The sequence below is a fragment of the Flavobacterium sp. DW-iso2 genome, from assembly GCF_058725285.1.
In genome coordinates this window covers 122,333-145,391 of sequence record NZ_JBZXDY010000004.1, presented here as the reverse complement: position 1 = coordinate 145,391, position 23,059 = coordinate 122,333, and the positions used below count along the sequence as shown (strand labels likewise).

General features: G+C 33.8%; 18 protein-coding genes. 7 read left to right on the top strand and 11 right to left on the bottom strand.

Going from position 1 to position 23,059, the window contains the following annotated elements; translation table 11 throughout:
- Nucleotides 1-33 precede the first annotated feature (33 nt).
- The gene (locus AC4PRO_RS04510) at nt 34-447 is read right to left on the bottom strand and encodes a DUF6691 family protein (protein WP_492116477.1); all 414 of its coding nucleotides are present in this window, start codon (nt 445-447) and stop codon (nt 34-36) included.
- 3 nt (nt 448-450) lie between these two features.
- Entirely contained in the window at nt 451-1,008 is a 558-nt protein-coding gene (locus AC4PRO_RS04505) for a YeeE/YedE family protein (RefSeq protein WP_074723718.1), read from the bottom strand.
- Nucleotides 1,009-1,187: 179 nt separating this feature from the next.
- Here AC4PRO_RS04505 and AC4PRO_RS04500 point away from each other — a divergent pair, with 179 nt between their 5' ends.
- From AC4PRO_RS04500 to AC4PRO_RS04485, 4 genes are all read left to right on the top strand, one after another.
- Entirely contained in the window at nt 1,188-1,640 is a 453-nt protein-coding gene (locus tag AC4PRO_RS04500) for a 2-dehydro-3-deoxyphosphooctonate aldolase (protein ID WP_492116476.1), read from the top strand.
- A 168-nt stretch (nt 1,641-1,808) separates the two neighbouring features.
- Nucleotides 1,809-2,627 carry a 3-deoxy-8-phosphooctulonate synthase gene (kdsA, locus tag AC4PRO_RS04495; protein WP_492116475.1) on the top strand — a complete coding sequence of 273 codons (819 nt, stop codon included), beginning with the start codon at nt 1,809-1,811 and terminating at the stop codon, nt 2,625-2,627.
- Between the two features lie 292 nt (nt 2,628-2,919).
- The gene (locus AC4PRO_RS04490) at nt 2,920-4,020 is read left to right on the top strand and encodes a PAS domain-containing sensor histidine kinase (RefSeq protein WP_492116474.1); all 1,101 of its coding nucleotides are present in this window, start codon (nt 2,920-2,922) and stop codon (nt 4,018-4,020) included.
- 90 nt (nt 4,021-4,110) lie between these two features.
- Nucleotides 4,111-5,208: an AI-2E family transporter gene (locus tag AC4PRO_RS04485; protein WP_492116473.1), complete on the top strand. Its 1,098-nt coding sequence runs from the start codon at nt 4,111-4,113 to the stop codon at nt 5,206-5,208.
- Between the two features lie 139 nt (nt 5,209-5,347).
- Here the strand turns inward: AC4PRO_RS04485 and AC4PRO_RS04480 are convergent, their stop codons facing one another.
- From AC4PRO_RS04480 to AC4PRO_RS04455, 6 genes are all read right to left on the bottom strand, one after another.
- Entirely contained in the window at nt 5,348-6,727 is a 1,380-nt protein-coding gene (locus AC4PRO_RS04480; protein WP_492116472.1) for a M28 family peptidase, read from the bottom strand.
- 52 nt (nt 6,728-6,779) lie between these two features.
- Nucleotides 6,780-8,879 (bottom strand): glycoside hydrolase family 97 protein, encoded by a 2,100-nt coding sequence (locus tag AC4PRO_RS04475; RefSeq protein WP_492116471.1) that lies wholly within the window; start codon nt 8,877-8,879, stop codon nt 6,780-6,782.
- 150 nt (nt 8,880-9,029) lie between these two features.
- Nucleotides 9,030-10,214 carry an acetate/propionate family kinase gene (locus AC4PRO_RS04470; protein WP_492116470.1) on the bottom strand — a complete coding sequence of 395 codons (1,185 nt, stop codon included), beginning with the start codon at nt 10,212-10,214 and terminating at the stop codon, nt 9,030-9,032.
- Nucleotides 10,215-10,317: 103 nt separating this feature from the next.
- A complete protein-coding gene (gene pta, locus AC4PRO_RS04465; RefSeq protein WP_492116469.1) occupies nt 10,318-12,411 on the bottom strand; it encodes a phosphate acetyltransferase in 2,094 nt (697 codons plus the stop codon).
- Between the two features lie 153 nt (nt 12,412-12,564).
- Nucleotides 12,565-13,635, bottom strand: coding sequence for a magnesium/cobalt transporter CorA (gene corA / locus AC4PRO_RS04460; protein ID WP_492116468.1), 1,071 nt, complete (start codon nt 13,633-13,635; stop codon nt 12,565-12,567).
- A 222-nt stretch (nt 13,636-13,857) separates the two neighbouring features.
- Nucleotides 13,858-14,583: a bacteriorhodopsin-like gene (locus tag AC4PRO_RS04455; RefSeq protein WP_074723727.1), complete on the bottom strand. Its 726-nt coding sequence runs from the start codon at nt 14,581-14,583 to the stop codon at nt 13,858-13,860.
- A gap of 114 nt (nt 14,584-14,697) precedes the next feature.
- On the opposite strand from AC4PRO_RS04455, the gene AC4PRO_RS04450 reads away from it, so the two are divergent.
- Nucleotides 14,698-15,597: a Brp/Blh family beta-carotene 15,15'-dioxygenase gene (locus AC4PRO_RS04450; protein ID WP_492116467.1), complete on the top strand. Its 900-nt coding sequence runs from the start codon at nt 14,698-14,700 to the stop codon at nt 15,595-15,597.
- Between the two features lie 78 nt (nt 15,598-15,675).
- Here AC4PRO_RS04450 and dnaK read toward each other — a convergent pair whose 3' ends face one another.
- A complete protein-coding gene (gene dnaK, locus AC4PRO_RS04445) occupies nt 15,676-17,559 on the bottom strand; it encodes a molecular chaperone DnaK (protein ID WP_074723729.1) in 1,884 nt (627 codons plus the stop codon).
- A 348-nt stretch (nt 17,560-17,907) separates the two neighbouring features.
- Complete coding sequence (locus tag AC4PRO_RS04440; protein ID WP_492116466.1) at nt 17,908-18,363, bottom strand: helix-turn-helix transcriptional regulator; 456 nt, start codon at nt 18,361-18,363, stop codon at nt 17,908-17,910.
- 198 nt (nt 18,364-18,561) lie between these two features.
- Here AC4PRO_RS04440 and AC4PRO_RS04435 point away from each other — a divergent pair, with 198 nt between their 5' ends.
- Both AC4PRO_RS04435 and AC4PRO_RS04430 read left to right on the top strand, forming a co-directional pair.
- Entirely contained in the window at nt 18,562-19,251 is a 690-nt protein-coding gene (locus tag AC4PRO_RS04435; protein ID WP_074723730.1) for a DUF2461 domain-containing protein, read from the top strand.
- Nucleotides 19,252-19,404: 153 nt separating this feature from the next.
- Nucleotides 19,405-19,794, top strand: coding sequence for a DUF1398 domain-containing protein (locus tag AC4PRO_RS04430; protein WP_074723731.1), 390 nt, complete (start codon nt 19,405-19,407; stop codon nt 19,792-19,794).
- A 131-nt stretch (nt 19,795-19,925) separates the two neighbouring features.
- Here the strand turns inward: AC4PRO_RS04430 and AC4PRO_RS04425 are convergent, their stop codons facing one another.
- Nucleotides 19,926-22,535, bottom strand: a complete 2,610-nt coding sequence (locus tag AC4PRO_RS04425; RefSeq protein ID WP_492116465.1) for a TonB-dependent receptor — start codon at nt 22,533-22,535, stop codon at nt 19,926-19,928.
- Nucleotides 22,536-23,059 lie beyond the last annotated feature (524 nt).

Below are 23,059 nucleotides of genomic sequence, written 5' to 3'. Positions count from 1 at the left end.
ATGCTATTTTTTAGTTGGTTAATGCCGCTATAATTAATGAGGCAACTTATCTTTTAAAACTCCATATAAATACGTTCCTAACAGAGCTCCGAAAAGAACAATACCGACACTCCAGAAACCGGCACCCAGTAATATGAATATAGGGCCTGGACAAGCTCCTACAAGTGCCCAACCCAATCCAAAAAACAATCCGCCGATCCAATATCGTGCAGATCCTTGTTCTTTATCTTGGATTTCAATTGCTAATCCTTTGATGTCTTTTACGTTTCTTCTTTTTATTATTTGGATTCCAATGATTCCTGTACCAATGGCAGTCATAATGATTCCGTACATATGAAACGACTGAAACTGAAACATTTCATAGATTCGGTACCAAGAAACTGCCTCTGATTTTGTGAGTACAATTCCGAATACAAAACCAACCAATAAATATTTTATTACTTTCATATTTTAGAAAATTAAAGGGAATAATAAATAAGCCATAATCAATCCTCCGATAAAGAATCCTATAACGGCCTTTAGAGAAGGAATTTGCAAGTTACTCAAACCAGAAATAGCATGACCTGAAGTACAACCACCTGCATAACGAGTTCCAAAACCGATTAAAACGCCTCCTATTAATAAGATTAAAATACCTTTTGGCGAATTAAAAACAGCAGGACCGAAAAGGGCGTCCGGCATCAGTTTTCCGTTTGGAGCATCGATTCCCAATTGTGCCAACTGCGCAATAGTTTTTGTATTTATAGCAACATTTGAAGGATCACTCATAAACTGAACCGCTACAAAACCTCCCATCATCGCACCTAAAACCACGATTAAATTCCAACGCTGTGCTTTCCAGTCGAAGTCAAAAAAAGCAACACGTTTTCCTAAGCCAGTCATAGAACATAAAGAGCGTAGATTAGAAGACATACCAAATGTTTTTCCGAAATATATTAAGGAAAGCATGATCATGCCGATCAAAAAACCGGATACATACCACGGCCATGTTTGAAAAATAATATTCATCTTTTTAATTTAATTTTTGCAAAAGTAGGGATTCTAACTTTTATAGTAATCACAATTTACGACACAATTATTTTAAGAGTTCTGTTTCCTCTATATTTGTATCTTATAAAGTAATGATAGAAAAGATAATCAATACCTTATATTTAAACCTCAAATGGAACCTACAATATTTATAAAACATGAAAAAAACAGTATTTTTTATTTTTTTACTCGTTATTTCCGTTTCTTGCGTAAGCACGAAATCTACTTTGCAAAACGTAGATGACAATGCTCCTATCCCCCAAGTATCAAGGAATAATACATTTATAATTACTGAATATAGCAAGGATGCAAAATATGGTTACAACAAGGACTATCCAATAAATATTTTTTTTAGAAGTACTAAAGACGACGCTATAAATCAAGCACGCTTTCTAAATGCATTGGCCGGACCCAAAGGCGAAAAAATCACTTTCCAAAAAGTAGAAAGTTGTTGTCCGTTTCCTACGAAAAGAAGCGAAATGGGTGCTGGGTTTCTGGATGCCTATGAAATAACATGGGAGGGTCAAAAGAAACCTATTGTTCTCTATATAAACATTTATGAAAAGGGAGCCTTAATGGTACCTCTGGGCCTGAGTTTAAAAAAGTTTTAAATATAATCGCGATTCCCCTAGCCCTGATAGAAGCGATATCCTTACTGGTTTTTCTTTAAAAACAGTAAGATACAAGCGAATAGCAGGAAATAGCTTCTGAAAAAAGAAATAAAATCTAAAATTAAGTTGCAAATCATAACTATCTTTGCACTTTCAAAAAAAACTATTATGAACATACAAGATATTCCTCAAATTAAACATACAGATAGCGGTAACTTTTTTTTACTTGCTGGGCCATGTGCTATAGAAGGTGAAGAAATGGCGATGCGTATTGCTGAAAAATTAATTGGCATCACTGACAAATTACAAATTCCTTACGTTTTTAAGGGTTCATTTAAAAAAGCGAATCGTTCAAGAATTGACAGTTTTTCAGGAATTGGTGACGAAAAAGCGTTAAAAATCATTCGAAAAGTATCTGAAACTTTTGGGGTTCCTACCGTAACTGATATTCATACGAATGAAGATGCTGATATGGCCGCTCAATATGTGGATGTACTTCAAATTCCTGCTTTTCTGGTTCGTCAAACTGATCTAGTTGTGGCTGCAGCCAATACAGGAAGAGTAGTAAACCTGAAAAAAGGACAATTTATGAGTCCCGAAAGCATGAAACATGCCGTGCAAAAGGTATTAGATTGTAACAATGGAAATGTAATGGTGACGGATCGTGGAACTATGTTTGGCTACCAAGACATGATTGTTGATTTCAGAGGAATTCCTACGATGCAACAGTATGCAACTACAGTATTGGATGTAACACATTCATTACAACAGCCCAATCAAACGGTTGGTGTAACAGGTGGGAGACCAGATATGATTGAAACAATTGCTAAAGCTGGAATTGCAGTAGGCGTTGATGGAATTTTCATAGAGACTCATTTTGATCCAGCTAATGCCAAAAGTGATGGTGCAAACATGCTGCATTTGGATTATTTTGAGGCGTTAATGACTAAACTTGTGGCCATCAGAAAAACAGTTAATTCATTTTAATTTTTTTAGCAACTACTTGATAATAGATATCATATTACTTTTGTAATCCAATAAGAAATGGTACTGCTAGAATTTAAAAAAATGCAGTTACAAATAATTAAAAAGGAGATTGTCTGATAAAGACAATCTCCTTTTTCTATTCAAAACAGAATTCTTAGCGCAAATAATACTTCATTCTTATAGTTTTAGCTGTGTATGTGCGTTATCTAATAATTTATAGTTACTTTAGTATATCAATTATAAAACTGGCCTTTGCTATTGACTAGGCTTTATTATTATGAGAATGGAAAAAATGAAACGAGCAGAAGAAACTGTGATAAATGATAATTATGATAGTTTCGATAACTTCGAGAAATTTTTTGATTTATCGGCCGACTTACTCTGTATAGCTGGATATGATGGCTATTTGAAAAGAGTAAACCCAGCAGTTTCTAAATTATTAGGGTACACTGACGAGAAGTTGTATGCAAAACCGATCAATAGTTTTGTTTATGAGCCAGACCTTAAAAACACAATAGAGACTAGGGAGGAAGTATACAAAAATATTCCCCTCTTTAACTTTGAAAATCGATATTTGACCAAAGCTGGAGAAATTATCTGGTTATCTTGGACATCGATGCCAGTTGTGTCTGAGAAATTAGTTTATGCCATTGCTAAAAACATTACCCATACCAAAAGAATCGAAAAAGAACGTAATCTACTCCTTGCCAACTTGACCCAAATTAATAAGGAACTTACCGTATTATCTCATAAAACATCCCATGATTTAAAATCTCCTATCAATAATTTACTGTCTGTTTTTAACCTGATTGACGTTTCGACAATTAACGATCCAGAAACTCTAGAATTAGTAAATATTCTTAAATTGACCAGTGAAAATTTGAAAAACACTTTGAATGATTCCATCGATCAACTCATTGAAAATGAAAATATAAATACTCAAATCGAAGAAATAAATTTACAGGAATCTCTTAACGAGGTATTAATTTCCATAAATTCATTGGTCCTAGATTCTAAAGCAATTATTAATGTTGACTTTTCAGCTTTTGAAATTATCAATTTTAATAAAGCATATATTAAAAGTATTTTTTTGAATTTATTAAGCAATTCCATTAAATATTCAAAAATAAATCAAGTACCTTATATTCGCATCGAATCAAAAAAAATAAATGGAATGAATCAATTGATTTTTTCTGATAAAGGTCTTGGTTTTGACATGAATAAGGTGAAAGATAAGATTTTTGGATTGTATGAAAAATTCCATCATAACAGTGACAGTAATGGTATAGGATTGTATTTGGTCTACAATCACATCACTAGTTTAGGCGGAAGAATTGCAGTGGAAAGTAAGGTTAATGAAGGCGCTAAATTTATAATCACATTTAAGAATTAAAAAAAAATAGAGAATTAGGTTACGCTTGAGTTTTGAAAAATGCAATAGTGATCTAATAGAACCTGATATTTGTTTAATTTTAAAACTGTTATGATAGAAATTCCGAAAATACCAAAACATCTCGCCAGGAACGGTAAATATTCAACACTTGAAATACTACAATATATCGTATTGATATGTTTTATACTTTATTACGGAAGAACACTTTTCATTCCTCTTAGTTTTTCATTACTGATTAGTTGTATTCTTTTTCCAGTTTGTAAATGGATGGAAAGCAAAGGAATCAACAAAATGGGCGCTATTATTAGCTCTCTTTTAATCGTTATCTCATTCATTGGAATCATAGTATATTTACTTATTCTTCAAATTAATGAGTTCTCTCATGAATGGGGTCTTTTTAGTAAAAAGCTTTTGGAAGCTTTGAATCAATTCAGTGTTTTTATTGCAGAGCGTTTTAAAATAACTACAGAAGAACAAGTTATCTTTTTAAAAAATGCCATGAATAATTCAGGTACACAGGCATTTTCACTTCTTCGAAGCTCACTATATTCGCTCTCAGAATCCTTGTTTTTTCTATTAATCATCCCTGTTTTTTCAGCTCTAATTCTTTATTATCGTCGAATATTAGCAAAAGTATTGTATCAACTTTTTCCAGCTGACAAAAAGGAAACAGTTCATGAAGTTCTGATTGAAACCATACGTGCCTATTATAACTTTATAAAAGGAATGTTAGTAGTCTATATAATCGTTGGACTTTTAAATAGTGTTGGTCTTCTAATTGTTGGTGTGCCACATCCATTTATGTTTGGTTTTATTGCCTCTATACTTACCTTTATTCCCTACATAGGAATCATGATATCTTCTCTTTTACCAATTGCTGTTTCCTGGATAACATTCAATTCCATTTGGTATCCAATAGGTGTTATTGTAGTATTTTCAATTGTTCAAGCCTTGGAAGCATATGTAATATTTCCTTTAGCGGTAGGCCGTAGGTTAAAAATTAATACATTGGTTATCATTATAATGATAACTGCAGGAGGTATTTTATGGGGAGCTGCAGGAATGATTCTCTTCATTCCATTTACAAGTATTGCAAAACTAATTGCTGATCGTACAGAAAGCTTAAAGACTTTATCTCTATTATTAGGAGAAGGTGGAGACGAAGAAGAAACTAAAACGGAGCCTTAATTTTACCTTTACTCTAGGTCTATTTCAAATACTTTAGAAAGAAGTAGTAAATTTTTCTACATAGTTTACACCTTAATTAAAAATAATAAAGCCACAAGAATCACTCTAGTGGCTTTTGGTATCAATAAAAGAAATATAATTATTTCAAAATTCCATTTTGGTCAATTAAGTACATCAATGAAGCCATTGTTGCGGCTCCCAGTTCTAGCTCTCTCTTGTCAACAGCATCAAATTTATCGCTTGCTGCATGGTGATAGTCAAAATAGCGCTGTGAATCTGGTTTTAAACCCGCTTTTACAATGTTTTTAGAGGTTAAAGGTCCAATATCAGAACCACTATGTCCTTCTACAAAACTGTGTATTAAATATGGTTCAAATAATTTTGAAAAACTGCTTATTTTTTGAAAATTAGCTTCGTTGCATTCTAATGAAAATCCTCTTGGACTAAATCCGCCCGAATCACTCTCTAAAGCAAATATGTGGTTTTCATTATTAGCTTGAGCCAATTCCTCATATTTATTACCACCTCTTAATCCATTCTCTTCATTCATAAAAAGAACAACTCTAATAGTGTTTTTGGGTTTATAGCCTATGTTTTTAAAAATATTGACCACTTCCATACTTTGCACTACTCCTGCCCCATCGTCATGAGAACCATCAGCAAGATCCCAAGAATCTAAATGTCCGCCTACAACCATTATGTTGTCCGGATTTTCAGATCCTTTTAATTCCCCAACAACATTATACGATAACACATCGTCAAATTGCTGACAAGATTGTTTGAAATAGAAAGTCAATTTAGGATTGTTTTTTAAACTCTTACTCAATAACTCGGCACCATTAGTACTAATAGCTGCTGTAGGAATATATTGTGATTTAGGAAGATCACCATAACTTTGTGCTCCTGTATGAGGAAAATCATCTAATCTTAGGTTCATCGAACGTACAATAGTTCCAACAGCTCCTAGCTCTGCGGCTTTCTGTGCACCAGCATATCGTTGATCGACTGCGCCGGAATAGGCATGAAAAGACTCTATTTGTTCGTTCTCCATAGGGCGATTATAGAAAACAATTTTATCTTTAATTTTATCTTTACCTAAAGCAGTTAGTTCTTCAAAACTTTTTACTTCAACTACTTCTGCTGTCAAACCGCTTTTGGCAGTGGCGATAGATCCACCTAAAGCACAAATAGGAACCGATATTCTATTTTTTTTATCAAGGATATACGCAGTTTCTTTTTCGCCACGAACCCATTTTGGCACCATCACTTCCTGAAGAAACACACGGTCAAAACCTAACTTTTCCATTTCAGCTTTTGTGTATATTACTGCTTTTTCCGCTCCGGCCGATCCCGATAAACGGGAGCCGATTTTATTGGATAAATCATCCAACCAAGTATAACATTTAGAATTTGTTAGCGATGATTTATAGATTTCCTTGATAGTTTGTTCTTCTTTAGTTTGGGCAAAAAGTGCAAATCCATTAAAAAGGAATAGCGCTAAAATTATGGTTTTCTTCATTTTTTGATTCTTGATATAAAAATTATTTTTCTTGATTTATCTAATTTATAGACTAATTAATCAATTCGAAACTTATTGCTGTTCCTCCACCAGGTGCCAAGTTCAAATTAACTTTTGATTTATTTGTTACTACTGCTGTTTTGATTTTATAAGCGATCGGATTCTCTTTCCAATCGGCATCTTTAGCATCTTCGTAGATTGTTGCTTTATATTTTTGTCCTTTGGTTAAGAAATCCAATTTTATTTCTGATTTTCTGGCGTTTTCATCAGTAATTGCTCCTAAAAACCAAGATTCTTTCCCTTTTGCTTTTCTAACAACGGTTAAATAATCTCCGGGTTCAGCTTCAAGGTATATACTTTGATCCCAGTCGACAGCGACATCTTTGATAAATTGAAAAGCATCCATGTATTTCTCATAGTTTTCAGGTAAATCTGCAGCCATTTGCAGTGGAGAATACATCGTCACATACAATGCTAGTTGTTTCGCTAAGGTTGTATGAACTTGCTCCGTTTTGCTTTCGTCATAATAACTCATTTTAATCTCAAAGATCCCCGGCGTATAATCCATTGGGCCTCCCAACTGTCTTGTAAATGGTAAAATGGTTTCATGCATCGGTGGGTTACCTACACTCCAAGCATTGAATTCATTTCCACGAGCAGCTTCTGCAGCAATGTAATTTGGATATGTCCTTCCATAACCGGTTGGTCTTGAAGACTCGTGCGAATTCAGCATCAATTTATTATCAGCCATTCGTCTGGCCACGAAGTTAAAATGGTTCACCATCGTTTGTCCGTCATGAAATTCGCCACGTGGAATTATTTTGCCTACATAGCCTGTTTTTACAGCTGGGTAATCGTATTTTTTCATTACATCCATTGCTCGATCTAAATGTCTTTCATAATTTGCTACAGAGCCCGATGTTTCGTGATGCATAATCATTTTTACGTTTTTTGATTTGGCGTAAGCCGAAATAGCGGCAAGATCGAAATCGGGATAAGGAGTAACAAAATCAAAAACTTCCTCTTTCCAATTACCAAACCAGTCTTCCCAACCTACGTTCCAGCCTTCAACTAAGACTCCGTCAAAACCATTTTTGGCGGCAAAGTCGATGTATCTTTTTGTGTTTTCAGTAGTTGCTCCATGTTTTCCAGACGGTAATAACTCTTGTGTCAATGAATTCTGTGCGTTTTGCGAACCTGCAAAATCCCAAGTAGATTTCCCAACGTGCATTTCCCACCAAATCCCGACATATTTCATAGGTTTAATCCATGAAGTATCTTCAATTTTGGAAGGCTCATTTAGATTCAAAATCATTTTAGAACTTACAATATCTCTAGCATCGTCACTAATCATTATTGTTCTCCAAGGCGAAACACAGGGAGTTTGTAAATAGGCTTTATCTCCAATTGCATTGGGAACTAACTGTGCATTTAATTTATAGTTTTTTACATCAACATTCAAATGCATTACTGGGTAGTTTACCACGGCTGCTTCAAAAATATTAACGTATAATCCTGCAGGGGACTTCATCATCAACGGAGACTGTACAATGTATTTTCCTGGAATTGATTTGACTCCAATGCCATTATTCATGTCAATTTTAGAATTGTCAATTTCAGAAAGCTTCGTCTCATTATACTCATATTCATTACTGTCAAAATCGCCAGGAATCCAGAATGTTTTATAATTATCAGTCAAATTAAATTGAGTAACTTCATCAGAAATAATGAAATAATTAAGCTCTGATTGTTTTGGAAAATCATATCTAAAAGCAACACCTTCATCAAAAACTCTAAAAATGATATTCATTTTTACGTTTGTTTCCTTTTGAATCAATGAAACCTTTAATTCGTTATAGTGATTAGTAATAGTGGACTGTTCTCCTAAAACTGGTTCCCACATTTCATTAAAAGTAGTATTTTCGACTCCTTGCATTGTAAAATTAGCGTCTAAAGCCGGCTTCGCTTTCAATTTAATTCCCATTGCACTTTCTAAGACAACGACTTTATTTTTATAATGTACAGTATAGGAAGGCTGACCATTTTCTTTAAGCTTAAAGTCCAACGTGATATTTTTTGAGGGAGAGGCTACACTTTGTGCTTGAAGCAGGCTCAAGACAAAAAATAGAATAGCTGATAAAAAATGTTTCATATTTTTATTGTTTTTTGTTTTTAGTACAGCTAAAATACTAAAACCATATTTAATATCCTTTTAAGCCTTCCTGTAATTACTTATACTACATAAAAAAACCTTTGGTACGCATACCGAAGGTTAGAAAAAGTTAAAATAAAAAAGACACTACTAATTCAAAAGAAGATCATAAACTTGATTTGCAATCTCAATTTCTTCATTGGTTGGAATCACCATAATTTTAGTTTTAGAATTTGGTGTGTTTATTTCACGCATTTCTTTAGATCTGATTTGATTCTTGACATCATCTAATTCCAAACCAAAATAGTCCATATCTGTACAAACCAATTTTCTAATGTATGACGAATTCTCCCCTATTCCAGCAGTAAAAATAATGGCGTCCAAACCATTCATCACCGCTGTATATGAACCTATGAATTTTTTTATTCGGTACGCATTCATAGCTAATGCTAATTGACACGCTGCATTTCCCTGTTCAGCTTGTGATTCTATATCTCTCAAATCACTAAAACCGGTAAGCCCAAGCATACCGCTTTCTTTTAATAATAAATTATTCACTGCATCCAAAGAATAACCTAGCATATTGACCATGTAAAACACAAGAGACTGGTCTATATCACCGCTTCTTGTACCCATTATCAATCCGTTTGAAGGGGCGAAACCCAAGCTGTGATCGATACTTTCGCCATCCTTAATTGCAGTCATACTACAACCGTTACCTAAGTGAATTGTTATGATTTTATTACTTTTATCCAAGTATTCTATGGCTCTCTCAGAAACGTATTTATGACTTGTTCCATGAAAACCATACACCCTAATTTTATTTTCTGTTAGAAATTTATTTGGGATTGCATATTTATGTGCTATAACGGGAATCGTCTGATGAAAAGCAGTATCAAAAACAGCGACTTGCTGCGCTTCCTTAAAAATTGCTGAAGCTACATTTATTCCTTCTAGGTTAGCCGGATTGTGGAGCGGTGCCAATGCAAAAAGTTGTCTAATTTTTTCTTTTACGGCCGAATCAATAACAACCGTATTAGAGAAACTAGCACCACCATGAACGACACGATGTCCTACGACATCTATCTCTTGGGTACTTTTGATTACACCAATACTGTCATCCATCAATAATTGCGCAATCCTTTCTAATCCAATCTTATGATTCGGAATAGGTATATTTTCTTCTAAAGAATCTGTATTTGTTTTGTAGGTTATATTTGAAATGTCCAACCCTATTCTATCGATCATACCGCTACAGATGACATCTCTTGATGGCATCTCTATTAATTGATACTTTATAGACGAACTCCCAGAATTTATAATTACTATTTTCATTTTATTTATTTTCCTCACTCCATCCCTCTCCAAAAGAGAGGGCCGGAGTGGAGGTTGTTTGTGTTTAATTTTTTAACTTGAAACTTAAAACCTGACACTATTATTACAATCCTTGTGCTTGAATTGCTGTGATTACTACCGTATTAATAATATCATCAACCGTACAACCGCGGCTTAAATCATTTACAGGTTTGTTTAAGCCTTGTAGCATAGGCCCGATGGCTAGTGCTCCTGTTTCTCTTTGAACTGCTTTATATGTATTGTTTCCAGTATTTAAATCCGGAAAAATAAGGACACTTGCTTGTCCTGCAACCTCAGAATTTGGCATTTTACTTTGACCTATTTCCATATCAACCGCAGCGTCATATTGGATTGGCCCTTCAATTTTTAAATCTGGACGTTTTAATCGAACTATTTCGGTTGCTTTTCTAACTTTGTCTACTTCGTCCCCTTTCCCGGATGCTCCAGAAGAGTAAGACAGCATGGCTACTTTTGGTTCTATACCGAACGCCAAACTGGAATCAGCTGAGGAAATGGCTATTTCCGCCAGTTGTTCTGCGGTAGGATTTGGATTAATAGCACAATCGCCAAAAACAGACACTCGATCTTCTAGGCACATAAAGAATATAGAAGAAACGATACACGTATTTGGTTTGGTTTTTATGAATTGCAAGGCAGGTAAAATTGTATGTTGCGTGGTATGAGCCGCTCCCGAAACCATTCCGTCTGCATCGCCTTTATACACCATCATGGTTCCAAAGTATGAACCGTCTTCCATTAAGTCTTTAGCCATACCCAATGTCACATTTTTATTCTTGCGAAGCTCGTAGTAGGTATTTACATAATCTTCATAATTCTCAGATTCAATCGGATTGATGATTTTCACTTTCGAAAGATCAAAAGCAATGCCCAATTCTGCCACCTTATTTTCTATTTGTTTTTTATTTCCAAGAATAGAAATATCAACAACATCCATTGCTAACAATCGTGAGGCAGCAATAAGTATTCTATCATCATTCCCTTCGGGTAAAACGATATGCTTTCTATGTTTTTTTGCCCTTTTCACTAAGTTATACTGAAACATTTTGGGAGTCATCCCTTCCGCTTCAAAAGAACTTAATTTTTTAGCTAGGCTATCTAAGTCAACATATTTCTCAAAAGTATTTATTGAGGTCTCTATTTTCTGCTTGTTGTCAGCATAAATCTTAGCCTTTATATCTCCTATTTTATTAGTGATACCATATGTACCGCCTTCAACAGAAATAATAGGGACAATACTAGTCAACCCTTTAATTAACTTTAAAATACTATCATCAGGAACTATATTACCAGTCAAAACGATCCCTGAAATCGAAGGATAATTTGCAGATTCATTAGCTTGTAATGCTCCCAAAATAATATCAGCACGATCACCAGGTGTTATCACAAGCGCCTTATCTTTAAGGTGCAATAGGTAATTGCGTAACTGCATGGCTCCAACACTAAAATTCCCTATTTCGTTATTTAAGAATTCGCCACCAAATAGTACTTTAGCATCGAGTTCATCTACAATTTCTTTAATCGTTGGATTGTTCAAACTAGAAATTATAGGAATAGCATTAACTAAAATTTCTTTTGGTAAGCTTGCTCTCAAACCATCTGTTACCAATTTGATGTTTTCAGGTTGTACTTTATTAGCAATAATAGCCAGCACTTCGACGTCTTTAACTTTAAAGGAATCATAAGCCAGATACAGACTATCCACTAGCTCCTCCAATGTTTTTCCTACACCTGAACCCACAATTATCGTTGGAATCCCTAGGTTTTTGGCGATAAGCACATTCATATCGAGTTCGATAACAGTCCCTTCTCCACTAAAGCTGGTTCCCTCAACCAGAACAAAATCAAATTGCTCTTCCAGTCGTTTGTATTTATCAATGATCAAATCTAGAACTTCTCCTATTTTACCTTTGTTTTTCTTCTTGATTAACTTGCTTTTCGTAATTGCAAACGCATCTTCAAATGCAATATCCAAATCAAAATGAGAGATTACGGTTTCAATATGATTATCCAATTTACCATCTTCAAAATCCTCTATTATTGGTCGGAAATAGCCCACTTTGGCTGTCTTTCCAATCAGCATACTCATTAAACCTAAAGTAATAATCGATTTCCCGCTATTGTGTTCAGAGGTTGCTATATATATGGCTTTGCTCATTTTACTTATTTTTTAATTGCTTATATCTAATCGCCATTACGAATCTTTTTAAAACGTAAATGCATTGCTTTTATATTCTTTTAAACGAATTTTCGTATTTTAATAGACTGCTTATTTTACTGAATACTATTCTCTGAACACTGATTACTATTTCTAAAACCACTTTCTCTTTCTAAAATAAAACACCATAATAATCCCTATTAAAACCATGAGTCCAATAACTGTATAATAGCCATTCTTGTATTGAAGTTCCGGCATATGCTGAAAATTCATTCCATAAACTCCTGCAATAAAAGTTAAGGGTATAAATATAGCCGAAACAATAGTTAAGGTTTTCATGATCTCATTCATCTTATGAGACTGTGAAGAAAAAAAGAAATTAGAAGCGCTTTCTAACATCCCCATATCAGAGTCGATCTGTTCTAAAAGCTCTAAACTTTTTTGATGTAATCTAGAAAAATAACCAAAAGTTTCTAATTCTATAACACTGAAATCTTCATCTTCTTTTAAACTTTTAATCGCATACAAAGAATCTCGAAGCGGAATAATCGCTCTTTTCAAAAAATTGAAATTATCACGGTGTTTTTCAATTCGTATCAGAATCTTAGGATCCGCACTATTCTTGGAAAGGTTTATTAATTCTTCCACTTTATCTTCTTCATTTTCGATAGTGACATAGAAATTCTCCATAACAGTATCTAACAACAAATAGAGTAGAAAATCAGCTTTTTTATTACGAACACTACCCGATTGGTTTCTAATTCGTTCCCTTATATGTAAAAAAAAATCACTTCTCTTTTCTTGAAAAGAAATCAGAACATTGTTTTTTATCAAAAAACTAATCTGCTCCACATTGATATTGTCAGAATTCTCAGTAGGTAACATGGACTTTATATTAAAAAACAAAGTATCTGGAGATTCTTCGAGTTTTGTTCTCCTGGTAGTATTTAAAATATCAGAAAGCAGAAAATTATCAATTTTAAAAAAAGCCCCTATCGCTTCAATTATTTCAACTTCATTTAAACCATGCAGATTAAGCCAATTTGTTTTTTGCTCATTGATGCAACTTTTAAAATCGATTATCTCAATATCTTCATATTCAACAAAGTCGACAGAGTCGTATACAAATAATTGCATCTCCGATTCCATCTTCTTATGTCTTCCGGTGTATTCAAGCTGATTCGGATGCGTTTTTCGACCTTTCTTATATTTAATTTTCCTCATGTAAATAATATATACAGTAATATTACAAAAAACTTTTTTCAATCAATACTACCTTAACGTTTTTGAAAAAAGTACTGTCGAAAATTACTAATAGTTCATAATGGAAACAAAGATATTAACACTGCTTCTTTTGTTTTATGAGATAAATCATGTTTTAGAGTAAAACAAAAAAGCCAAGCTATTTCTAGCTCGGCTTTAATAAACAAAAAAAAATATTTTTTTTTAGTTCGTTTGTGATTTTACAGCTAATGTATAAATTACCAATCCAAAACCAATTTTATTGATTGCATCTGCGATATTGTAGACAACATCAATATTACCAGCAGGAACTATTCCGTTGTACCACCCAGTTGTTCCCATCATATACCCTAATGGGTAGATTGACCAACCTACAAGTACAAACCAACATAATATTTTGTGTGCAGCAAGTACGTTTCCCCCTGCAGCTTTCGCTAGTTTTGAAGCTTCTCCTAACCATATTTCATAAACAATTGCGAAGTAAGCTAATCCTGAAACTGCCCCCCAGATGGAAGCATTCGCTGTATCTACAACTTCTCCAAAATAACCTGTAACCAACATTATTAAAGAATAGATAATCATTTTCCATAACAAAGACTGCTTAGCTCCTGCTATTTTCAATATTAAATAAAACTCAACACACATTAATGGCACCGTCAATACCCAGTCAACATAACGGAAAAAAGTAGGTGATTCACCAAATGCAGCCCAATAATCTCTCATGTAGAAATAATGAACAGCTGCAATAAAAGTAATTAAACCCGAAACCAACACTGAAGTACGCCACTTTTTGTCAAACTGGCTAAGTGATAAAAAGAAAAATGCAGATGCGGCCATCATTGCCATGCATCCTACGAAAAAAGTAAACCCTACATAGTCTGTAGGAGATAACTTTGAGACCATTCCTGAAATAAACATAAAATTTGTCATAGTTAAAATTTAAGGTTAAATTCTTTTTTGTTTATGTAAATATAATAATAGTTAGACAAACAAAATGTTTTTTCTTAATTTTTTTTCCTAATTTTAACAAAAATTAAAGTACATATGTTTAAATATTCGAATATTCCAATCATAGCAAGCTTTTTTTGCTTGTGGCTCAACTCCCTCTTTTCTAAAGAAGTACAAATAACAGTTGGTTTTTCACTCATTTTCACCTTCGGAATTCTACATGGCGCTAATGATTTGCTTTTGATTAAGAATATGAAAAACTCTACAAACAAAATTTCATCTAAAAAAATATTTCTATACTATGTTATTGTAGTCCTATTTGGATTATTATTATTCTATTTGATACCGATGGTAGCCTTGCTTCTGTTTATTTTAGTTAGCTCCTTTCACTTTGGCGATCAGCAAGGGTTCTATTTAGATTTTAAAGTATCAAAATACATCCTGATTGTTTATCCTTTCATTTACGGAATCGTTATATTATTTTTATTGTTTTTCCTTCATTCCAATGAAGTCAAAGTGATCGTAACTGAGATCATAAGATTTAAAGTTCCTACGTTATATATAAATGAAATCCTCTTGACTAGCGGATTGATCTTTCTAAGTATAAGCGCTTATTTTTATTGGAAATTTGAATCTTTTCGAAAAAAATTACAGACAGAATTATTTTTACTTTTAGTTTTTGCCATCCTCTTTAAAACTTCGAGTTTAATTTGGGGGTTTGCAATCTACTTTATTATTTGGCATAGTATTCCTTCTATTTTAGATCAAATAAAATTTATTTATGGCTCATTTACTTTTAGCAACTTTATAGCCTATTGTAGGAACGCCTTTGCGTATTGGCTGGCTTCATTATTAGGAATCTTACTTCTCTATTTCCTATTTAGAGATAAAGAAATATTTAATGCTCTGTTTTTCTCTTTTCTTGCAGCTATCACATTTCCACATGTATTAGTAATTCTGAAAATGATGCATAAAAAAACAACAAAAAACCCATAAAAAAACCGAGCTATTTCTAGCTCGGTTTCTTGTATTATATAGTAGAAATAAGCTGAAGCCTATATCTACCGTAAATAATTATTTTACTTCTTCGTAATCTACATCTTGAACATCATCTCCTTGTGCTTCAGCTTGTGGCTGTGCATCCGCTTGACCTTGTTCTCCTTGAGCGTACATTGCTTCAGTAGCAGTTTTCCAAGCAGCATTGATGTTATCAAGTGCAGTTTGAATTGCAGGAATGTCTTGAGATTGGTGAGCCATTCTCAATTCAGTTAATGCATATTCTACAGCAACTTTGTTTTCGTCAGATAACTTAGCTCCTAGTTCTTTCAATTGAGTTTCAGTTTGGAAGATCATTCCATCTGCTTCGTTCAATTTTTCAGCTCTAGATCTTGCAACTTTGTCAGACTCAGCGTTAGCTTCAGCATCTTGTTTCATTTTTTCAATTTCTTCAGATGTTAATCCAGAAGAAGCTTCGATACGAATATCGTGAGATTTTCCAGTTCCTTTATCAGTTGCCGAAACTTTGATGATACCATTAGCATCAATATCAAAAGTTACTTCAATTTGTGGAACCCCTCTTGGAGCTGGTGGTAAACCATCTAAATGGAAACGACCAATAGTTTTATTATCAGCAGCCATTGCTCTAGCTCCTTGCAATACGTGAATTTCAACTGTTGGTTGAGAATCTGCAGCAGTAGAGAATACTTGTGATTTTTTAGTTGGAATAGTAGTATTAGACTCAATAAGAGTTGTCATAACACCACCCATAGTTTCGATACCTAAAGACAAAGGTGTAACGTCAAGTAACAATACATCTTTTACATCTCCAGAAAGAACTCCACCTTGAATAGCTGCTCCAATTGCAACAACTTCATCAGGGTTAACTCCTTTAGACGCTTTTTTACCAAAGAATTTTTCTACTTCGTCAGCAATTCTTGGCATACGAGTAGATCCTCCTACAAGGATAACTTCGTCAATATCAGAAACAGATAAACCTGCATCTTTCAACGCTTTAGCAACTGGTGCCATAGAACGTTTTACTAATGAATCAGTTAATTGCTCAAATTTAGCTCTAGATAATTTTTTAACTAAGTGTTTTGGTCCTGAAGCTGTAGCAGTTACGTAAGGTAAGTTGATTTCAGTTTCAGTAGAAGAAGACAATTCAATTTTAGCTTTTTCAGCAGCTTCTTTCAAACGTTGCAATGACATTGGATCTAAACGTAAATCAATATCTTCAGCAGCTTTAAATTCGTCAGCCAACCAGTCAATAATTTCGTGGTCAAAATCATCTCCACCAAGGTGAGTATCTCCATTTGTAGATAATACTTCAAAAACTCCGTCTCCTAATTCAAGAACAGAGATATCAAATGTACCTCCACCTAAATCGTAAACAGCAATTTTTTGATCAGTTCCTTTTTTGTCTAATCCATAAGCAAGTGCAGCAGCAGTTGGCTCGTTGATTATACGCATAACTTTAAGACCTGCAATTTCACCCGCTTCTTTCGTAGCTTGACGTTGTGCATCATTAAAGTAAGCAGGAACTGTAATAACTGCTTCAGTAACTGTTTGACCTAAATAGTCTTCAGCAGTTTTTTTCATTTTTTGAAGAGTCATTGCTGACAATTCTTGTGCAGTATATAAACGACCATCAATATCCACACGTGGTGTATTGTTGTCCCCTTTTACTACTTTGTAAGAAACTCTTTTTGTCTCAGCCGAAACTTCGCTAAAAGAATGACCCATAAAACGTTTAATAGAAGCAATTGTTTTAGTAGGATTTGTTACCGCTTGTCTTTTTGCAGGATCTCCCACTTTAATCTCTCCACCTTCAACAAAAGCGATGATAGATGGTGTTGTTCTTTTTCCTTCTGCGTTAGGAATAACAACTGCTTCATTACCTTCCATTACAGAAACACAAGAGTTTGTCGTACCTAAATCAATTCCGATTATTTTACCCATTTTTATTTATATTTAATTATAATGTATATTTATTTTAATGACTCATGGTGCATAAGTCAATCACTATGCCAATACAACAGGGGCTAATAAATTGTCAGTTTTTGTTAAAATGACGGAAAATAATCTGCCAAGATGACATTTTAGGCTGACTGTCATTGATAAAACGATAAAATTCAGTTGGCAGTTTCAATATTAGTATTTAGAAGCTATTCCTGCTCTCCGCTGTATCTTTATGTTCTTAAAGAAAGAACATAAAGGATGCCGCTGCGATCAGGGCTAAGGGATTGCTGATTCAATTTACTTTAGCAATGGCGAAACTGTATTCCAATACATAAGCTATCTTGTTAGTCATTCAGGATTTAAAAAATTAATTTTAGAAACTTCCTCTTTCCCGTAAAAACGTATAATTTCTTCTTGCTCTATTTTATTACCGTAAGCGAAAACGCGTTTCACAATCGAAACTTTCATCAACTTCCAATCGATTCTATCAAAAGTAGTATCCCAAAATACTCCTTTTCTAAATTTAGAAAGATCCAGTTTATAACTACTATCCTTCTTGGCTTCCTTAATGTCGTAAAAAACTTGGAGAGTCATCAGGAACCCTTCTTCAAATTCCAGCTTCTCCTCTATTTTAAGCGACAAATCAACATTCATTCTCCTACTGCCTTTTATAATCGCACCAAGAGTTTGAGGATGTTCATCAATACAAAGCGCAAATTGCCTCTTATTGATGTTCCTTTTCTTCAATTCCCGCTCGACCATTTTTCCGGGGTGAATTCCTTTTATAATGTCAATCGTTTTCATACTAAAAATGTAAACAAAATTGTTTATATATCTTTTAATTTGATATTTAAACTCTTGGTAAAAATAAGCCCTAAACGTTACATTCAAAAAAACAACAAGAAAAGTTTAACTTTATCCATTTCTAGACAATAAAAAAGTTGCCTAATTTTGGGATTTACCCTTTCAAATCAAACTATAATAACCCGAAACATTAAAAAAATGGAAAACCACACTATCGCATCAAGCAGCATTACTTTTTTAAAAAATCTAGAAAAGAACAACAATAGAGACTGGTTTACCGAAAATAAAACACAATACACAGCAGCACAAAGCAACATTATTGCGTTTGCAGACCAACTAATAACGTTAATGAACGCGCATGACGCCATTGAAAACGGTTCTGGAAAGAAAAGTTTGTATCGTATTTATAACGATGTCCGCTTCAGTAAAGACAAATCTCCTTACAAGCCTCGATTCGCATTAGGTCTACAAAGAGCGACAACTTCAAAAAGAGGTGGCTACTACTTGCATATACAGCCTGCTAATAATTTTCTAGCTTGTGGTTTTTTCTCCCCTAATTCAGATGATCTGAAAAGAATAAGAAAAGATATCGAACTTAATTCAGCAACGTGGCGCAAAATTTTAAACTCAAAATCGATAAAGGATAATTTTGTGGAATTAGCAGGGAATAAAGTTCCTACGTCACCAAGAGGATTTGCTAAAGACCATGAAGCCATCGATTTAATTCGGCACAAACAATTTATCTTGAGACATAATTTTACAGATCAAGAAGTAATTGATCCTCAGTTTGTTTTCAAGGCAAACGAAATATTTCAATCTGTCCGACCCTTTTTTGACTACCTAAGTGTTGTTCTTACAACTGATTTAAATGGAGAAACTATAATTTAAAACAGTCTCCAAGTACCTCAACATCCTTTTAAATAATTAAATAAACGATTACATTATTTAAACCACATTCTGGCTTTAGAACAATTGCTAACAAATCCACAATTAAAGTATATTAAACTATCTTTGAACTCTCAAAAAATAAAAGTAAAAAACATGTTTACCCTAGAACAAATTAAAAAAGCACATGATAAAGTGCAAACTGGAGCTGATTTTCCAAATTACATACAAGACTTAATCAATTTAGGTGTAAAAGGATATGATACGATTGTCAACGACGGGCGTGTTGCCTACTATGGAGACAATGACTATTCCGCGAGCACTGATAAAAAATACGATGTAATTAAGATTGCTTCAAATGCAAATAAAGAACGTTTTATAGAGTTTTTGGTAATGCATCAAGACGGACAAACTGATTATTTTACTTTTTGCCAACAAGCAGCCCAATCTGGAATTGCTAAATGGCGTGTGGACATCATCGAAATGACCTGCACTTATTTTGATACAGCAGGAGATGCCATTGTAATCGAAAAAATCCCAAATTAATTTTCTCTTTGTATACACCGAGTCATTCCATACCATGATGCACATTCTTAATTGTGTGACAATAAAAGAAAAATAAAGGCATAAAAAAACGGGAATAAATCCCGTTTTTTTATGCCTTTGGTAATCTACCTTTAAAACTTAAAGTTTAATCCCGCTGTAAATGTAGTTCCGCTAAATCCAAATTGATTTACTTCCCAAGCATATTTAAAACGACCTCCCAAATCAGTTACAACATCTCCTTTTGGATCCAATTTGTCTGGATACACATTGAATAAATTGTTTACCATCACATTAGCAGATATCGTACTTGTAAATTTATAAGCAACACCTAAGTCCGTAATAACCTTTCCTGCAAAAGTTTGATCTTTCGAGATATCAGTAGCGTGTTGCCAAGTAACTTCGCCAAAATAAGTGTTATTAAACATAAAAGTTGTTTTTTTTAAATCATAATTAGCCCCTAACAGTACTTTTGTATTAGGTCTAGCACTTAGAATTCTACCTTGCTCTTTACGGTTGAAAATATCATATCCGTTAGTCTTCAAAATAGATGGTGTAGCAATTTGTCCGTCAATTTTAGTATTAGCAATATTAGATGCTAAACTAAGTCCAAGTCTACCAGTTCCTATTTCTAAGTTTTTATAATTCAAAACTACATCAACACCTTTAGTTATTGTATTAACTGCGTTTATAAAAAACTTCATACTTGTAATATCATTAGCAATTAAAACCTGTTCAACTGGGTTTGTCGTTGTGTCATCTCCGTCAAAGCCAACCTCTCCAGAAAACAATACGCGGTCTTTTACCTTTATATGGTAGAAATCAAGCGAAGCCGAAAAATTTGCCCCTGATCTAAAAGTAATACCTGTTGAAATATTTTGTGATTTCTCAGCATGCAGTTGAGGAACTCCTAAACCTATAACTGCTGGATCCACATTATTAAAAGTTCCTTGATTAGAAATTGTACCTCCAGAAACAAGAGTTTGGATATTACTCAAGTAAATTTGGTGCAAAGCTGGAGCTCTAAATCCTGTACTAAATGAAGCACGTATAGCAACATCATTATTAAGTTTGTAACGAGAGTTTACTTTCCAAGAAACATTATCCCCAAAATCTGAATAGTTCTCATATCTTACAGATCCTCCTATTAAAAAAGCCTCTGTCATATCGTAATCTAAAGTAGTGTATACACCAAAGTTATTACGATCTTTTTTTAATGCATTGGCAGGTTGTAATCCAGGGAATGATTGTGCTCCACCTCCTGCATAAGACTCTTCCTGACCCGCTCTAGCTTCAAACTGTTCTTTTCTTAATTCTGTTCCAAACCCGAAAGTTACTTTGTCAAAAGTTCTGCTAAAATCAGCATTACCTACCAACTGGCTAAAAGAATATCCCCCAACATTGAACTCAGTAGGACTGTTTGCTCCTAAAGATACATTCAATGTATTTCCTACTGTGTAATCTACCTTATTAGAGCCAGCCGTTAAACTGAAATCTGCGTTAAAACCAAACACAGTTGATTTTATTCCAATAGATCCTAGATTATCGAATACATCTGTATTAAATGTAGGTTGGAATCCATTATAAGTTGTACCTGCTTCGTGCAATAAATTGTTTGGATCTGAAACCCAGTACGGAGCTCTATACAAAGCAAAACTGGTTCCTTTTCTAATATTAACATCTCCAAAAGCATAAAGCGTAGTTTTATCAGAAAGTGGGTATTCCGCATTAACTACTAAAGCTCCCATTTTAGAATCAGGCTGTCCAATAGTCATCCCTAAATCCGGATTTCTACTTAACCAGTCGGCCCATTGTGGTTCCTTTGAATCTTCAAATAAATCGTCTTTTCCTGGCTTTCCAGCTCTGTTGGTTTTCTTTTGATCCAAATACGAAAGATTAAAATTCACAAAACCTTTGTCCGCAATTTTAAACCCTGAGTTTAAATCTGCTCCAAAATTGAAACCATCTCCTTCTGAAGTTACTCCAGATGTGAGGTTTACTTCTGTAAAATTAGTTTGCTTTTTAAGGATAATATTTACTACTCCTGCAATTGCATCAGATCCGTATTGAGAAGAAGCTCCGTCACGCAGTACTTCCACTCTTTCGATAGCAGAAAAAGGAATACTTTTCATATCTGTTCCTACCTCTCCTTTACCTGGAGTATCATTTATGTACACTAATGCACTTTGATTTTTTCTTTTTCCGTTTACCAAAACTAAGGTACGACTTGGCCCTAAACCACGTAAATCAGCCGGATCAAAATGCGCAGTTGCGTCAGAAATAGCTTGAGTACTTGAATTAAATGAAGGGATTTTATAGGCTAACATTTTATCAAAAGTTACCTGTCCACTTGATTTTAGATCTTCAGCGTACAACTTATCAATTGGCACAGCCGAGTTTAATACACTTCGCACTTTTGATCTGTTTCCGGTAACAACAACCTCATCTAAACTGTTATTAGGATCTAATTTAAAAATGATAGCAGCACTAGTTACCTCAATACTTTTATTTTGAAATCCCACATATTTAGCGATTAAAGTAACCGGAAAACTTTTTACTTTAATTTCAAAATTACCATTCCCGTCCGTGGTAACACCATTAGAAGTTTCTTTATCAACAACATTTGAATAAGGCAGCGCTTGCCCATTCTCATCCGTCACAATCCCTTTGATTGTTTGGGCATTCATAACTGTGGGTCCTATTATCATAAATAGTACGCCTAAAAAAAATTGGTTAAATTTCATAAATAGTTTTTTGGGGTTTTTAATATATTGCAGTGACCAAAGCTATTCTTTTTTGTTAAAGAAACCTTAATAAAATAAGTTTTTTATTTAAAAAATATAAATATCACATTTTGACCTTTTTTGTTAAAAACCCTTATGGACGCTGCTATCTATAAATTTAAATAGCCGTTATCAACCACGGAATTATTAGGTTTGTGCCCACTAGAAAATCAAAATATAATTAAGTTACGCACCTCGATTCTTGTATGATTTTCTATTAAAAACATATGGCTTCGGAAACTGCAAAATTATAAGGTAAGGGTGATTCTATATTTTAAATTGCTGATGTCCTGAGAAATGAATCATAATACTGTAAAATAAAAAACATAGTAATGTAAACTAAGTTCACTGTCACCCAATAAAAAAAGTATTTATGAAGTCGGTGAAGCTAGAGATTTTGTACTCACAAAAAATCAAAAAAAGGATACTTTATGATGCAGTAGCAACCCGTTAAGAAAGCGTATTATAATTCTAAAAATGGAATC